The organism is Bacillus sp. FAU18 (assembly GCF_056033885.1).
Map to the genome: position 1 here is coordinate 1911502 of NZ_JBVYHZ010000004.1, position 14750 is coordinate 1926251.

10 protein-coding genes are annotated in these 14750 nt (G+C 41.7%); all 10 read right to left on the bottom strand.

Translation table 11 applies throughout. From position 1 onward, the window contains the following. Positions 1 to 28 precede the first annotated feature (28 nt). The 10 genes from wapI to AC0OMU_RS20945 all read right to left on the bottom strand — a co-directional run bounded on the left by wapI (position 29) and on the right by AC0OMU_RS20945 (position 14728). Positions 29 to 457 (bottom strand): immunity protein WapI, encoded by a 429-nt coding sequence (gene wapI, locus AC0OMU_RS20900; protein WP_003227169.1) that lies wholly within the window; start codon positions 455 to 457, stop codon positions 29 to 31. A 61-nt stretch (positions 458 to 518) separates the two neighbouring features. Beyond that, complete coding sequence (wapA, locus tag AC0OMU_RS20905; protein WP_474241497.1) at positions 519 to 7523, bottom strand: tRNA nuclease WapA; 7005 nt, start codon at positions 7521 to 7523, stop codon at positions 519 to 521. A gap of 164 nt (positions 7524 to 7687) precedes the next feature. Continuing rightward, positions 7688 to 8623, bottom strand: a complete 936-nt coding sequence (locus AC0OMU_RS20910) for a DMT family transporter (protein ID WP_046161098.1) — start codon at positions 8621 to 8623, stop codon at positions 7688 to 7690. A 152-nt stretch (positions 8624 to 8775) separates the two neighbouring features. Next, positions 8776 to 9222 carry a universal stress protein gene (locus tag AC0OMU_RS20915; protein WP_003227162.1) on the bottom strand — a complete coding sequence of 149 codons (447 nt, stop codon included), beginning with the start codon at positions 9220 to 9222 and terminating at the stop codon, positions 8776 to 8778. A 102-nt stretch (positions 9223 to 9324) separates the two neighbouring features. Further along, the gene (gene bglH, locus AC0OMU_RS20920) at positions 9325 to 10734 is read right to left on the bottom strand and encodes an aryl-phospho-beta-d-glucosidase (RefSeq protein ID WP_474241498.1); all 1410 of its coding nucleotides are present in this window, start codon (positions 10732 to 10734) and stop codon (positions 9325 to 9327) included. Between the two features lie 22 nt (positions 10735 to 10756). Beyond that, on the bottom strand, positions 10757 to 12586 hold the full coding sequence (bglP, locus tag AC0OMU_RS20925) for a PTS beta-glucoside transporter subunit IIABC (RefSeq protein WP_041518130.1): 1830 nt from the start codon (positions 12584 to 12586) through the stop codon (positions 10757 to 10759). 298 nt (positions 12587 to 12884) lie between these two features. Then, a complete protein-coding gene (locus AC0OMU_RS20930) occupies positions 12885 to 13400 on the bottom strand; it encodes a DUF2247 family protein (RefSeq protein ID WP_474241499.1) in 516 nt (171 codons plus the stop codon). 30 nt (positions 13401 to 13430) lie between these two features. Continuing rightward, the gene (locus tag AC0OMU_RS20935; RefSeq protein WP_474241501.1) at positions 13431 to 13748 is read right to left on the bottom strand and encodes a hypothetical protein; all 318 of its coding nucleotides are present in this window, start codon (positions 13746 to 13748) and stop codon (positions 13431 to 13433) included. 100 nt (positions 13749 to 13848) lie between these two features. After that, on the bottom strand, positions 13849 to 14352 hold the full coding sequence (locus tag AC0OMU_RS20940) for a hypothetical protein (RefSeq protein ID WP_268548646.1): 504 nt from the start codon (positions 14350 to 14352) through the stop codon (positions 13849 to 13851). A 112-nt stretch (positions 14353 to 14464) separates the two neighbouring features. Beyond that, positions 14465 to 14728 (bottom strand): hypothetical protein, encoded by a 264-nt coding sequence (locus AC0OMU_RS20945; RefSeq protein WP_014665973.1) that lies wholly within the window; start codon positions 14726 to 14728, stop codon positions 14465 to 14467. Between the last annotated feature and the right edge of the window lie 22 nt (positions 14729 to 14750).

Below are 14750 nucleotides of genomic sequence, written 5' to 3' on the forward strand. Positions count from 1 at the left end.
TTTTATCCAATGCAGAAATTATTTATAATTAAGGAAGTTTAGAAGGATTTTTTGTATTTTCAAGATTTAATTTTAAAGCGGTCACAAAAGACTCTAGCTTTTCTTCATTACAATTAATTTCGAACAAGTTGGAGTTCGACTTACTTTCTTTATAATCATCAAATATAATTTTAATCTTAATTCTGTAATTTCCGTTTTCTTGATCAATACTAAGAAATAAGAATGGTTCAATAGTCTCTAAACTGATACTGTCTTGATTTCCTTTTATCATAGTTTCGATCCCAGATATCAACACCTTATATTCACTTTCTAATAAAACAGCAGAAAAATCGCGAACGACGGCTTTCTTATTTTCCAACAATTCAAATACAGATAAAATAAATGGATCATCGTCCAACTCTTGATACCTTCTCGGTGTTAATTCAAGTTCTATACAATCATCTTTTATTTTGGCCATATTTCCTCCTCATTTAAAGTTTAAGTGAGGGTAGTTGTCATCCCCCCCTCGCTTAACCTTATTAACGCCTTCTCTTAGATTTATTTCCTTTTCCGTGTGTATGGAATACGTGTTTAGAACCCTTAGCTCTTGAACTTCCATAAGCTGTGATTACTTTACCCCTTTTATTTAAAACAACTGTAGCTTTTTTTCCAACATATTTCGTTGCCCCATTAGGTTGTTTTATTACTTTTTTAGGGCTTCGCACAGCATTCAGTTTGGCCCTTAAATTGACTCCACGGCCTCCATTTCTTCCTATAGATTGATTAAGTCCATGTCTTGTATGACCTGTGATTTTAACTGCCTTCTTCGTAAACTTATAGGCGCGACTAGCACCCTTAAATATCTTCCCAGGACCAAAATTAGAAGCAGCTGCCCAAGCAGCACCTTTCCATCCTTTACCTGATTTATATGCCTTATATCCATCATAGGCTGCAAATCCGGCATTTACCACAAGCCATACCCAATGCCCGTCCGGATCAACATTCATCACTGGGTTATTATTTCCATAAGCATACCCATTCTGATCCAATGAATCTCCGTCGCTGCCCGGGTCTGGGTCGAGTGATAGGAACACGCCGTTTCTTGGCTCGTAGTAGCGGGCCATGAGGTAGTACAGGCCGGTTTCTTCATCGTATTGGTAGCCTGCGTAGCGGTAGCGGTTGTCTTTTACTTCGTCGCTTGCTTCGGTTTTTGTTGGATTTCCCCATGCGTCGTATTGATACTTGGCAACGGTTTTTCCAGTGCTGTCTGAGATCGCGATGATGTCGCCGTGAGCGTTGTAGTGATAGAAATATTTCTTACCATTTTCTGTGTAGGATAACAGCTGGCCGCTGTCTCCGTACGTGTATGATTTTGTGACGTTGTTGTCCGCGTCTGTTTCATACAAGACGTTCAAGCTGTCTCCGTCGTAGAAGTAGTTCGTGACTTTTCCGTTGACGGTTTTTTGGATTCTGTTTCCTTTTTCGTCATACTTATATGTTGCGAATGGCTTGTCTTCGCCTTTTTTGGTAACGGCGGTCAGGTTATCTTCTGCATCCCACGTATATGTGAATTTGCCGTCGGATGTGCGGTTGCCGTTTTTATCGTAAGAGATGCTTTCATCATTGACTTTTGTCAGCTGGTTCATGATGTTGAAGGAAGCGTTCACCGTTTTGCTTGAGCCGTCTTTTATAGTTGTAACGGTTTTCCGGTTTCCGAATCCATCATATGTGTATTCAATAACAGTACCGTCTTCATGGGTTTCTTTGACAAGCTGATTCAGCTTCCCATACTCATATTGCACCTTGCCGCTTGCTGAGCTGTTTATCGTTGTGCGATTGCCGTTGGCATCATATTCATAGCTTTCCGTCAGAATGCTTCCGCCGTTTTTGTCACCGATATGCAGCGAGCTTACAAGGTTTCTTTCGTCATATGAAAAACTTGTTCCGCCGCCGTTGCCCGTAATAAAGGTTTGGACGTTTCCATTTTCATCATAATCAAATGAATATGAAGATGTACTGTCTTTCATCTCAATCATTTGGTCCAGCTTGTTATACGTAAATTGATTCGTTCCTTTTTGGTCCCCATGAGTCCACGAGAAGGTTTTCAGCTTATCGGAGTCACTAGGGTATGTCCAAGTTTGGCTGCCGCCGCGGTCAGTCAATTCGGTTAAACGGTTTTTGTTGTCAAATGTCCGTTTCTTTGTGGTGTTCTGCTCTTTATTAACGACCGACGTTTCATTTCCATTTTTGTCATACGTGAAATTGTACTTTTCTGTACCGTTATACGACTTTGATTTCACCCGGTCTGTTCCATCATAAGAAAGAGATACTTCGTTGCCATTCGGTGAAATGGTTTTGGTCAGGTTGCTGTTGGCATCATATTCGCTTGCTAACACATTGCCGAGAGGGTCAGTTGTTTTGACAAGCTTGCCCATCACATCATATTCGTATTTATAGGTTTGATCTGCCCCCGCCCGGATGGTTTTGCTTATCTCATTGCCTTCCTTATCATAGCTGTGAAGGATAGACGTACCGTTGGAGAGCGTCATGTTTGTCAGTTGGTCTGCCTGATCATACGTATAGGTTGTTTTTTCACCTTTTGCATCCGTTTCAGACGTTTTCTTACCAGTTTCATCGTAATCAGTTGAAGTAGAGTATCCTAGTTCATCTTCTTCCTTAGTCACATAGTTACCATTACTGTCATACGTGCTTTTTGTTAGAAGGCTTCCTTCAATCAAACGGATATCATCAAACCACGCGGTTCCTGTTGCACTCTTTTGGAACAGTATGCTGATATCGACTTTATTGATCGGCTTTGTTTTTGGTATAACCACAGCTGCGCGGTTCCATTCCTGTGTTCCAGAAGGGAATTTCGCATTGTATACGCCTGTGCTGCCGTCCGCGTAAGTGACATTAGCCTGCAGAGAATAGTCTTTTTCATCTGTGAACTTGACACTGCTTGCTTTCGACATGCCTGTCAGTGTGAGATAAACCGGTTTGTCATTTGCGCTTTGCCCTAAGACAACGGTTTGTTTTGTTACTGATCCAGCTTGGGACGCACTGGTCCGGGCAACTTTTAATGATACTTCATCATTAAAGCCTTCTTCAGAATCAACGGATGCCCCGCTTACATTCCAGTTTTCCGTTGCTGATGTGAAGCTGCTGTTTTGAACTGGGTTATAGCTCGATGATACTTCGCCTTTTTCCAGCTGGACTTCATCGAACCATGCTTTTCCTTTACCATCTTTATCTTTATGATCGACTTCCATATACACAACAGCTTTTCCTGCATTCGCTGGAGTCGTAAAAGTGATTTGCCGTTTTGTCCAGTCATTTTTTCCGGCTAATGCACTGTATTCATTGTGAATCCACTGTATTCGTTTTTGATCTTTGTCTCGCAAATCAATGTTAAAGTAGGCTCTTGATTTCGCTAGATCTGTTTTGATTTTCCCGCTTAATGTATAGGTTGTATTCGGCTCCAGCTCAACTGTTTGTGTTGCTGACGAATACCCATGATCTGTTCCGGCAGACGTTGATTGGCTCAAGACTTCCAATGCCTTTGATCCGGAAAGAACCCCGCTTTTATCGGTGATAATTGAGATTTTGCCGCTGTCTTTAGAAGCAGTCAGATTCCAGCCGGATTTTTGTGCTTCAAAGCTTCCATCTTTCAAAATATTAGTTGAAGCTGATAAATCTTTGCTGGATTGAATCTGATTTCCGTATTTATCATAAACAGCTGCTGACGATGATTTTCCGCTCTGATCAGTTTCGGATACAGCATCCAGTCCGTCATAAGCAATATCCGTGACATTGCCCTCGGTATCCTTCATTTTTGTGACATCGTTGTTTTTGTTGTATTCGTATGTCTCAGTTCCATATGCGTCTTTAACAGACGTAACGTTGCCATCTTTGTCATATTGATAGCTTTCCGTTGCTTTTCCGGTGCCGACGTCGTTTGGATCGACATCTTCTACAACATTATTGCCTTCATATTTTGTATTCGTTGTAATTTTTAGCCCTTCGGCATCATCAATAACCTGAATCGGATTTCCCGCTTCATTATAGCCATACTGTACCTTCCGGCCATTTGGCTGTGTCATGAGAAGCGTCTTTTTATCAGCATCATAGCTGTAGACATATGTTTCTTTTTTAGCGTTGATCGCTTTATCGAGACGGTGTCCGTTATACTGATATTCGGTAAAGACAGGCTTTGCTTCGGTACTGTTGGCTGAATATTGTTTGACAAGGCGCCCTTCGCCATCATAGTCATAGCTTGTGACAGTCCCGTCTGTATCTGTAACCTTCTTCAGCAAATCATTCTCATATGAGTAGGTGACTTTCTTATTCTTAAGTCCGGTGATGGAAGTCACATGGCCGTTTTCATCATAGGTAAATGTAAGCTTGCGGCCTGATGCATCTGTAATGGCGGTCAGTTGATTTTTGTCATTGTAAGTATAGACAGTTGCATTGTTGTGGCCATCCACTACTTTTTGGAGTTTGCCGCCTTTTTTATTAAAATAAGCGTTGGTTTGATCCTTTGTTTTTAATATGAACTGATCAGCTGTTTCTGTTAATTCAAGATATACACCGGTCGGCGGCTGATACGTGCCATCGGCTTTTTTCGTGAATCGATGTGTCGTAGCGTCTTCATCGATATACATTGCCCCGCCATCCGTTGAGATGACAGATGTTTCTGCATCAGCATACCAGCCTTGCCCAAATAAATGATCAGAGCTGTCAAGACTGTTGTAGGTTCTCGATAAGCCAAGTCCTGGACCGCGTCCGTCAATTGACAAATCTTCTTCATTCACAATGACATTGCCTGTCGCACCATTTAACTGGCCGCTTGGGATATCAATGATAGACCAGTATTCTTCTGTCCCAAGGAATTCTGCGCCTTCATGGAACGTTGGGTTAAAGGGCGCCGTTGGAATCGTTTCACCATTCGCATCATAGGCGACAAGCGTGAAAGAATAATTCTTCTTCCCTTTGTAATTCCCATTTGCATTGTTATAGACAGGTGATGGATCGAGGGCTAATTCCCCGCCTTTTCCATCTGTATGAAGCTTATAGCTTCCGGCTTTGATTTCCTCAGAAGTCGGCCAGATGTTTTTATTTTGGGTTGTCCAATGATCAGCATCACCAACATCAAAGGACTGATATTCTTTACCGTTGTAAATGTTAACTTTATAGCCCTTCGCATTTTGAACCTTTTCCCATATCAAATTCACATAACCCGTTTGACTCGATTTTGTATTTGTATACAAATAGCCAGTTAAATTCTTTGGCCTAGCGATATCAGGAAGTGCCGGGTTAGCAGCCGGGGATGCAATGGCTTCGCCATCTTTGTTGTATGCGATAATTTTAAACGAGTAATTTTTTTTGGCTCCATCTCCCCCGGCGTTTTTATAGGTTGGTCCGGGATTGATCGGCAGCTCTGCACCATTGCCGTCTTTCAGATGAAGAGCATATTTCCCAGCCTTAATTTCAGCACTTGTCGGCCAAATCTTTTTCCCTTTGGTGGTCCAAGACGTCTGATTTCCCAGATCAAATGTCTCAAAGCCTTTCCCATTGAACACCTGAACCTTATAGCCGGTTGCACCAGATACAGCTTTCCAAGAAAGATCGAAATACCCTGTGGCATTCCCATTGTTGTAGCCTTTTGCTGATGGTGTTTGTGCTTTTCCTACATTAGGGATAACGGGTTTTGCCGGTGCGGACATCGCTCCTTCACCTTGGTCAAATATTGCACTGACGCCAATCCAATAGTTTTTGCTTGTGGCATAGCTTCCGCCGGAGTTCTTATAGACCGGGGATGGGTCTAGTGCCAATTCGGCTCCGTCCTTGCCGTCCAGATGCAGTTTATATCTCTTGGAAGCAATTTCTGCGCTCGTAGGCCAGATTTTTTTCCCTTTTGTGCTCCACGACGTGACGTTGCCTGTAGAAATCGCTTGATATTCTTTACCATTGTAAATCCATACCTTATACCCTTTCGCACCTTCAACCTTTTTCCAACTGATATCGAAATAACCAGTGGAATCACCATTGTGATAGGCTTTAATTGTAGGGGTGTTTCCCTTTGGTATGGTATACGTCACTTCAATATACGGTTTATTGGCGGAGTTCGCTGAAGAAATTAGTTTTTTCCAGTATTCCTTACCGTTTCCGTTTGTATGAAGCTTAAACCCATAGTTGGCCCCGCCGGAGTTCCATGACTTTACAGCAGCGGTCACATCATAACTCGCCCACTGTCCTTTATGGACGTCGGCTTTTCCGATATTTTTAGATGCCGGTTTGGTGTTCCATGTCACTTTTGCATTATCATAATTGCTGTTGACCGTATCCAGCCAAAGACCGGTTGCCTTTGTTCCATAATAGGAATGGGCTACGTATGTTTTTAATGTAGCTTTAGTGACAGTCATATTTTGAATTGGCTTTAGGTTGTTAAATTTCATGAACGCATAGTTTGTGCCTGTTGTTTTGTCATAATAGCCCGTTTTCAGTACATAGGCCTTTAAATTAGCATCCCATTTTTGTGAGGAGGCCGAATAGTTCGTCGTCGGGTAGGCACTCATGACAAACGTGTCCGATGAAACAGATAAAGAAGTTGACGGGTCGATAGATACTGGATATACGCGTTCTGGGTCTTTCAGCCAACTCTGGTCTGCCGTAAGATGAAGCAAATACCCTCCTTCATTCTTTTCCAGCTTATAGCTGACTTTGTCTGAACGTTCAACCTCGCCGGAAAGCTCATCTAGTTTTGAATCCGTCATAAAAGGTTTAGGCACAGAAAAAACAACTTTGCCTTTTTCATCAGAAAAATCAATGGATCCATCCTCTTGTTCTTTAGCCTGCAAATCGGTTTTTAACTGAAATGTAAATGTGTTGTATCCATCATACTGATGAAGGACTAAATCTTCTTTTATGTTTTCATTGAATGTGAAAGTCTGAAGATCAATATTCGGAAAAACATCCGGATACACAATCTCATTACTGTCAGTCTTATAATCTGCTGAGGTATCTTTCGGAGTAAGTGAAGTTTTATTCGGGCCTTTCGCTTCTACAAGTGAATATGTAACCTTATGGTCATTATGCTCAAAAGTCGCATAAAGCCCGTTCTTCATTTGCTTTTGAAAATCTGAATTCAAAATGGCATTCTCTGTCTCGACTTGTTTGCTTGTCGACTCTTTTAACTCAGGAGAAATGTCTTCCCAGTCGGCATCAGGTGTTTCCTTTGTATGAATAGGATCAAGGTATACTTCCTGTTTATAGACACCGTCACCTTCATAATAGAGTTTTGTATTTTCTGTTCTTTCAGAGGTGATCTCACCCTCTTTGTTTATATCTTTTGGATCAAAAGGTACGGCTTCCTCAGTTTGTTCTTTCTGAAGAGTTTCTTCTGGATCATCGGCAGCAATACGATTTCCATTCTCTTCTTCTGTGGATTTTGCTAGTACATCGGCTGGCACTAATGAAATTATTAAAGCCAACACTAAAAATGCTGCTATGAACCTTTTAAAGTTTCGCCTCTTTCTTTTTTTCATTTTCTCTCTCCTTTTGTAATAAAAGTAATATTTACTCAATAACCTTAACTAGACTGAAATATTATTGCAATATTTTTCTAGAAAATTTATCTTATTTTAAGGATTAGCGAGAGTCAATTGACCTAAAACAAAAAAAGGCCGCATAGGCCTTTTTACATTTTCCATTATTGCATTTGTTCAATATCCGTACCCTCAGCTGCCACATTCGCCTTCCCCTGCCTCCTGACAAGCGTCAAGGCCATGCCCGCAAAGATCATTACGATGCCAAGCGTTTGATAGAGGTCAGGGCGGAAGCCTGTGAAGACGGTATCGAGTACGATCGCGACAGCGGGGTCGAGAAATACAATGATTGAAATAAATTTCGTAGATAAAAATCGCAAACTGTCAAAAAACAGCAAATATACAATACCCGTATGGATGATGCCGGTAGATACCACCATAATCCAGTTTCCCTGAGATAGGTCAGCAAAAGCGCCAAAGTGAATAAACGGAATCAGGATGATAACCCCTAAACCCGTCTGCAAGAAGGTGGTCGTGTAAGGACTGAGATTGTGAATGCCTTTTCCCAATAAAGTGGTGAACGCATAAAACAGTGCGGCGAGAACTGCCCATATGATCCCTGATCCCATCAGCTGTGTCAATGAAGTGCTGCCGTTAATCCCGGAAATCAGCGCAGTTCCCAGAAAGCAGATGATAATGGAGCTGACGGAGATCACATTTAATTTCTCTCTGTAGAGGAAACTCCCCAGAAGAAGAACAAGCACCGGCGCTAGGTGATAAACGGAGATGGCAATTGTAACGGACGTTTCTTCAAAAGACTTAAATAAGAACACCCAGTTGAATACAAGAAAGAAACCGCACGCCAATGTTTGCAGCACGTCTCTCTTGCTCCATTTTTCAGTTTTATACTGGCCGGACGCCAGCCAGCAAAGGCCTAAAAACAGCGTCGCGCAAAGGCAGCGGACAAAGACCAATTCAAATGACGGCAGATTGGTATGCTCTGAGAAAAAGCCGATAGAACCAAAAATCACCATGGAGATGACCATTTTGATTACGGCTGTTGATTTTTGTTTTGACGATATGGAAAGATCCTGTTGCATCAACCGTATTCTACCTCCAGTACTGCATAGCATAAACTGTTTTTTATGAATTCAGAAATCTACACATAGAATTCCTCTTTTTTACATGTAGATATTATAACACTTCTATATCTAAATAAAAAAAAGCGCCCAAGGGCGCTTTTTTTACAAATCTATCGAACAATCAAAACCGGGCATGTTGATAATTGAGACACTTTATGGCTGACGCTTCCAAGCATCATTTCTTTCAAGCCGCTGATGCCCCGGCTTCCGACTACGATCAGGCTGACGCCTTTCTCTTTTGCGTGATTTAGTATCTCATGCGCCGGCTCGCCATTCGCGTAAATGGTTTCAGCTTGAACGCCTTTTTCGGCTGCTTTTTCTTTTGCATTTTCAAGGATTTTCAGGCCCTCTTTTTTAACCTCGTTCCTGATTTCATCAATAAAGTGTTCAGGCACATAGACAATTCCCGTCAGAGAAGAAGTCGTGACGACGGCTTCTCTCCCCACATGAAGAATGCTTAGTTCCGCTTGTTGCTCTTTTGCCAAATGCACTGCGGCATCAAGCGCTTTTGCACTCATGTCTGATCCGTCAATCGCTACTAACATTTTGTTAAACATGCTCTTCCCGCCTTTCGGACTGTGGGTGGTTCATCTTTCTCTTTTATTGTCCGCCTGCATTTCGTTATTGTCAATTGAAGCGCATGAGTTTTCAAAAATTTGTCAGAGACTCTCTCCGTTTGTGGCGATGACCTGCTGATACCAGTTGAAGCTTTTTTTCTTGATGCGGTTAAATGTTCCATTTCCTTCATTGTCCCTGTCCACATAAATGAAACCGTAGCGTTTTTTCATTTCCGCAGTAGATGCGCTGACAAGGTCAATTGGCCCCCATGATGTGTATCCGATTAATTCAACGCCGTCCGCAATGGCTTCGCGCGCTTCAATTAAATGATCACGCAGATAGTTGATTCTGTAATCGTCCTGAATCGTGCCGTCCTCTTCAACCTTGTCTACAGCGCCAAGGCCGTTTTCAACAATGAACAGCGGCTTCTGATAACGATCGTATAAGGTGTTGAGCGTGATGCGCAAGCCTTTCGGATCAATTTGCCAGCCCCATTCTGATGATTTGAGGTAAGGGTTTTTGACTCCGCCCAGCAGGTTGCCCCCTGATTTTGCAAGCTCTTCCGGATCTGTGCTCGCCGCCATCGACATGTAGTAGCTGAATCCAATATAATCCACCGTATGTTCTTTCATGAGCTCTTCATCGCCTTCAGCCATTTCAATTTCAATATTGTTTTCTGCCAGATAGCGTTTCATATATCCCGGGTATGCGCCTCTTGCCTGAACATCTGAGAAGAAAAGTGTTTTGCGCTCATTCTCCATTGCCGCGAAGACATCCTCCGGCTTAGAAGTCATCGGATAGGTTGTCGTTGCCGCTATCATACAGCCGATTTTCGAATCAGGAATGATGTCGTGGCCCGCTTTAACAGCAAGAGCACTGGCCACAAATTGGTGGTGTGCCGCCTGGTACATCGCGTTTAATTTGTTTTCTCCTTCTTCAAAAACAAGACCGCCTCCGGTAAACGGCGCATGGAGCACCACGTTAATTTCATTGAACGTCATCCAATACTTCACTTTGTGTTGATAACGTTTAAAAACCGTTTTGGCATAGCGTTCATAAAACTCTATGACTTTGCGATTCTTCCAGCCGCCATAATTTTTCACTAAACCGAGCGGCATTTCATAATGAGAGATGGTTACGACAGGCTCAATATGATGCCTTAACAGCTCATCAAACAGATCATCATAAAAGCTGAGGCCTTCTTCATTGGGCTCCTCTTCATCGCCATTCGGAAAAATTCTCGTCCACGCAATCGATGTACGGAACGCCTTAAATCCCATTTCTGCAAATAAGGCGATATCCTCTTTATAACGATGATAAAAGTCAATCCCGTTGTGATACAGATTCAAGGAAGTCATTGATTCATCAAATGGAGACATGATCCCGTTCGGCGATACGTCAGCTGTCGAAAGCCCCTTACCACCCTCGTTATAAGCACCCTCCACTTGGTTGGCAGCAACTGCGCCGCCCCATAAAAATCCTTCTGGAAATCGTTTTGCGTTTGAACTCATATTGATCACCCCATTAGTTTTTTCAAGATAAAGCAAGCAGCGCTTCTTTTGTCTGCACTTTACCGATCTCTTTTACCGGCGAAAATGAATATTGGTCTGTGTTGGTCACGATCACCGGGGTAATGACGTCATATCCCGCGGCTTTGATTTGCTCCAGATCAAAGGACACGAGCGGATCTCCCGGTGCGACCTTGTCGCCTTCTTTGACGTGAGCCGTGAACCATTGTCCCTCCAGCTTCACCGTGTCCAATCCAATGTGTATGAGTATTTCAGCTCCCTGATCACTCGTAATGCCAATTGCGTGTTTTGTTTTAAAAATGGTGGTAACGCTTCCACGAACAGGCGACACAACTTCTCCTTCTTCAGGCTCAATGGCGAATCCTTTTCCCATGATCCCGGCAGAAAACACTCCGTCTTTGACTTCACTTAATGCTTTCACTTCTCCCTTAATCGGGCTGTGAATGATCTCTCTGCTGCCTTCATGCACTGCCGGCTGCTGGCTGCCGTCAGAAGGCACATCCTCGAATCCAAGCAAATACGCAGCTGCTGTTCCCGCCGCAAACGCAATCACAAGGCCGATCATCGCGTAAATAAACGTTGGGCCGATAAAGACAGGGATGCTCGGGAGACCTGCATTCCCTCCGACGATATAGGAAGCAACACCCGTCATGCCGTAAAACGCGCCACCGGCTGCACCGCCAATCAAAGCGGCCGCAAACGGCTTTTTCAATCGCATATTCACGCCATACATCGCAGGTTCTGTGATCCCCATCAGCGCCGTGATGCTTGTGGTAAGCGCGAGTGATTTAAATTTTTTGTTTCTGGAGCGAAGGAAGACGGCAAATGATGCTCCCGCCTGCCCCATATTCGCCAAAAACATAGCCGGCAGTAAATAATCGTGGCCGTTTTGAGCGATGTTGTTGATCATGATCGGCACAAAGGCATAGTGCATGCCCGTCATAATGATTAAAGAGAATGTACCAGCCAGCAAAATCATCGCCACAAGCCCTGCATGATCAAACAAATAATTGACCCCAGAAGACAAGTATTCTCCTAAAATAGCGCCAAGCGGTCCGACTGTAATCAATGTCAGCGGCACGACAATCAATAGCGTGAATGTCGGAACCACAATCAATTTGAGAGATGCGTGTGTAAAACGGTCAATCCATTTTTCTACGTACGAAGCAATCCAAATCGCCAGCAAAATCGGGATGACCGTTGACGAATAAGTGGCAGCGGTTACAGGAAGCCCGATAAAGGAAATCGGTTTCCCCGCACCGAGCAGGGCTGTCAAATCCGGATGCAGAATCGCCGCCGCAATGGCTGCCGCTACGTACGGATTGCTTCCGAATTTTCTCGCCGCACTCATCGCTAGCAGGAGCGGCAGGAAGTAGAACGCGCCGTCACCGACAGCCGTCAAAATGACATGAACCTGGCTCTTCTCCGCCATCCAGCCAAACGTAACTGCCAACGCAACAAGCCCTTTGATCATCCCCGCTCCCGCAATCGCAGGCAGAATCGGGGTAAACACACCAGAAATCACATCAAAGACCGCACTCAGCACATTCTTTTTCTGAGAGGATGAACCAGCGCTCTTTTCATCACTGAGATTGCTGTGCCGCACAATCGCCTGATACACCTTCGGCACATCGTTTCCGATAATGATTTGAAACTGCTCGCCGCTGATATTGGTGCCCATCACTCCAGGCAGCTGCTCCAACTGACTGCGATCCGCCTTCGAATTGTCATGAAGATTAAAACGCAGCCTCGTCATGCAGTGAATCACGCGCTGAACGTTGTCTTCACCGCCTACGAGTTGTAATATGTCCTTCGATAATTTATCATAATCCATGTATATACCTCCTTTTTATGGGGGGACTGCTGGAAGAAAGGTGGCCGCCTTTCACCAGCTTTTTTTCTATCAAATGCTGCATCACCTCCTAAAAGAGAATAAAAAAACCTAAATGACACAGATTGCGAGAGTCTCCTCCTGCACCTGCACCATTTAGGTTTTGCCTGCTTTCGCAGTAACAATCCTGACGGGTCGTTTTATTTGTTTGTAGGTATACTTTAGCACTAGATTTGCGAGATGTCAACGCTTTCATTTTTGAGTTTTGACTAAAGGGAATTACTTATTGAGGACTGCTTTGTTATAGAGGGAAGCCATTTTGTATATTTTGTTTTTTCCTTACTAAAAAATCTTGAAACAAATTGCATAATCTATTTATATTTTTTTCATAGGAATGTAAATGCGAGTTACATCCGTTATTAAAAGGATGATAATGAATAAAACCTGCCATATCTTCAGGGTAATTCATATCTGCATAAACTTCCGCAAGCTTACTCAAAAGTTCCATTGCATGATCACTATAGTTTGATTTTACTTCAAGAAGAATAACATATCTCCATTTTCTTTTTTCAATAGCATAGAAACTATTTTCTTCAACTCGTAATATATTTAAAATGGCTTCTTCAATATCATCCTTGTCTCCCCAAGCCAGTTCTAGAACTTCTTCTTGGTGTACACCGGGATGGTTCATCAAATATTCAACAGCATAATTCATTACTCCAATTTTGTTTATCCACCCTTGCTTCAACCCAACGTAAAGAGTTTTCCAATCGTCATTTACATGATGTACTTTGAAAGTATTTAAAGCGATTTTCAATTTCTAACATCCTTGCTTTCATATATGTCATTAAACAAAAATAATTCCAAGTTGCTTTTTAAATATAACCTTTACCTTTGGTTCGTTATGAATATATATAAATAGATCAGAATTACATCTCTTTAATTGAGTAACATTTATAAACTTAGATTCAAAAACAAGCAACTCATTGAAGGTGAGACTTAGATTGCACTCCAAAGCGTATACATCCATTGTCAGAATCAGTTTAAAGCCTTTCATATCTTGGATAGAGTATATGAATATTTCTGCAAGGGGATCACTCACCACGCTTATTGGCTCACTTTCAAATAGTTCTAATAAATCATATTCATTGTAAGTAGTGAACATTTTTAAACTGCCCCTTAACTTTTTATTTGTTGTTGCTAGAAAAAGATGATAATTGTCAAAAACCTTGAAAGGTTCACCCTTCAAGGTTTTTCTTTTATTATTATTTTAATGCCTGTTCTAATATGTTGATTTCATTATCTCCTACATCGTTTATAATGACACCACAAATATTGTCATCACAATCCAAACAAAATAATACGTGATTATTTTCTATAAGAGATTCTATCTCATGAGCTGAAAATTGAATATAAACTGTCTTATCTGTTATATATACGTTTAATATTCCTTTTTCATCGATATACGTTTCATTCTGTTGTCGGTCTACGCTAAGAACAGGAACTCCTTTTATTGGTTCAATGTTTTCAATATTCCATTCTTTAGATTTATAAACACTTTCACACAGAGTTAATGTAATAGAACGAATTTCTCCTGTTTTTTGTGCAAATCCTATTTCGATTAATGATTTTTTAAAATCTCCGGTTCTCCAGTATACCGTTTTATCTTCTGATATATCCCAATTTCCAAATTCTATATTAATTGGTGTATAGACATCAAATTCTACTTTCATAGGCTTTTTATCTCTACATTCTAATGTTTTTAACATAATTTTAAATGACCTTCTAATAATAGTTTCAAACCCTATTCCCGGATGACTTTCTTGAATGGATTTTTTTCAACCCAATGGCTCTTAGACTGTACGTTCACGTATTAGAAACTTATTGATATCCGTCTAAATCATTTAATTTTTTTATAAGTATTCTTTTCCTAAATATATAAATACCTAAAGGGAACAAAAAGAAAAATACACCATATGAAAAACCGGCAATTACATATAACTCTATATCGTTAACTTGATTGGTATTTGCTAACCATATTGTCGTGATAGTTAGAACTATTCCTGCTAGGGGCAAAACAATCTGAATGATTAATAATGATTCATTTATTTTTCTCAATAAAAATTTCTCATCTATCTTCTTCACTCTCTACAATCACCTTATGTAT

What these genes read in the sequence shown, in the direction of transcription:
- AC0OMU_RS20915 (WP_003227162.1), bottom strand. Translation starts at nt 9,222, where the DNA reads ATGTTTAACAAAATGTTAGTAGCGATTGACGGATCAGACATGAGTGCA.
- bglP (WP_041518130.1), bottom strand. Translation starts at nt 12,586, where the DNA reads ATGGATTATGATAAATTATCGAAGGACATATTACAACTCGTAGGCGGT.
- bglH (WP_474241498.1), bottom strand. Translation starts at nt 10,734, where the DNA reads ATGAGTTCAAACGCAAAACGATTTCCAGAAGGATTTTTATGGGGCGGC.
- wapI (WP_003227169.1), bottom strand. Translation starts at nt 457, where the DNA reads ATGGCCAAAATAAAAGATGATTGTATAGAACTTGAATTAACACCGAGA.
- wapA (WP_474241497.1), bottom strand. Translation starts at nt 7,523, where the DNA reads ATGAAAAAAAGAAAGAGGCGAAACTTTAAAAGGTTCATAGCAGCATTT.
- AC0OMU_RS20910 (WP_046161098.1), bottom strand. Translation starts at nt 8,623, where the DNA reads ATGCAACAGGATCTTTCCATATCGTCAAAACAAAAATCAACAGCCGTA.
- AC0OMU_RS20940 (WP_268548646.1), bottom strand. Translation starts at nt 14,352, where the DNA reads ATGTTAAAAACATTAGAATGTAGAGATAAAAAGCCTATGAAAGTAGAA.
- AC0OMU_RS20935 (WP_474241501.1), bottom strand. Translation starts at nt 13,748, where the DNA reads ATGTTCACTACTTACAATGAATATGATTTATTAGAACTATTTGAAAGT.